The sequence below is a fragment of the Corallococcus praedator genome, from assembly GCF_003612125.1.
GTDB lineage: Bacteria > Myxococcota > Myxococcia > Myxococcales > Myxococcaceae > Corallococcus > Corallococcus praedator.
The window spans coordinates 1-1385 of the sequence record NZ_RAWI01000748.1; the positions used below are offsets into that span (position 1 = coordinate 1).

Consider the following 1385-nt stretch of genomic DNA (forward strand, 5'->3'; position numbering starts at 1 on the left):
CCCCATACCCCCGCAGCCGCCACTCCTGCGCGCTGTCGTCCAGGGACGGCGACGGGATGAGGCGCTCGGACGTCGCCACCGCGCGGCCCAGCGCCTTGGGGAACGGCTGCGAACCCACCGCCTGCCCGTCCTGCGTGCGCAGCGCCTGCGTGGAGCGCTCGTTGAGCAACAGCCCGTTCACGATGGCCAGCTCGCCCGCGCTGAACGCCTCCGTCTTGCGCCAGCGCGGCACCCCGTCCTGCGAGAACGCCATCAGCAGCGTGGGCGCCCCCGGAAACAGCGGCGCCCCCACATTCAGCGTCTGTCCAAAGGACAGGTACAGATCCCCCGCCGCGTCCGACGCCACGCCAAACGGGTGCGGGTGGTTGCACTCGGAGAGCAGCGGATCGGTGATCTCCTGCGCGGACACCATCCCGCCAAAGGCATCCAACACCACGAGGAAGTACCGCCGGCACAACGTGTCACGTGCGGTGCCCTCCGGATACGCCTCGAAGAGCGCCGCCAGCCGGTCCGGCTGCATCACCCCCAGCCGCGCCATGAACAGCGTCGTCAGCCCCTTCGCGAAGTCCGGCCGCGCGGTCGCCAGGTCGAACGTCCACCGGGGCGCGCCCGTGGCCCTGTCCAACAGCGACACCTGCCCGGACAGCGGCAGGTCCATGCAGAGCAGCCGGTCGTTCCACAACATGCACCGCCGGCCCGCCACGCTCGCCCGCACCGGCACCGGGCCCGCCGCGTCCATCAGCGCCGGCACGAAGAAGCCCACCAGCGTCACATCCCCCGTGGGCCCCACCAGCAGGTCGTGCAGCGCCTCGCCGTTGGAGGCCGCGTCGTACGTCCAATCGGGGGACAGCACCGTCGCGGCCGGGCGCTCGCACACCGACCCCTTGCACCGCCCCGGTCCCTGGCACGGGCTGGCCGGCGCGCAGATGAAGTTGTCCGGTGGATCGCGCCGCTGGCACGCCCCGTCCAGGCACACGTCCGCCGCGTCGCAGCCGCGCTCCGGGCCGCAGAAGGTCCCGTCCGGCGCGTTCGCCAGCGCGCACCCGAGCTTCGGATCGCACGTGCCCACCTGGCACTTCCCATCCCCCGGACACGGCGGCGCCGGCACCGCCGCGCAGCCGTCCAGCGGGTTGCACACGTCCGTGGTGCACGCGTTGCCGTCGTCGCACACGCGCTCCGTCCCCTTGCACCGCCCCGCCGTGCAGGTGGCGTCCTGGAGGCACGCGTTGCCCGGGTCGCATGCCGTGCCGTCCGGCTCCTCCGCCTCCACGCACGCCTCCGTCACCGGGTCGAACGTGGCGGTGTGGCAGGCCACCGGCGTGGGGCAGGTGGGAATCGGGTTCGCCTGGCCCTGGAGCACCACGGCCACCTCCCCGCCCCCGGGC

The 1385-nt window shown here is 73.4% G+C and carries 1 pseudogene; it reads right to left on the reverse strand.

The features are described 5' to 3' along the window. Nucleotides 1-1385, reverse strand: a pseudogene (locus tag D7Y13_RS41440) (tenascin-X); the annotation flags it as partial.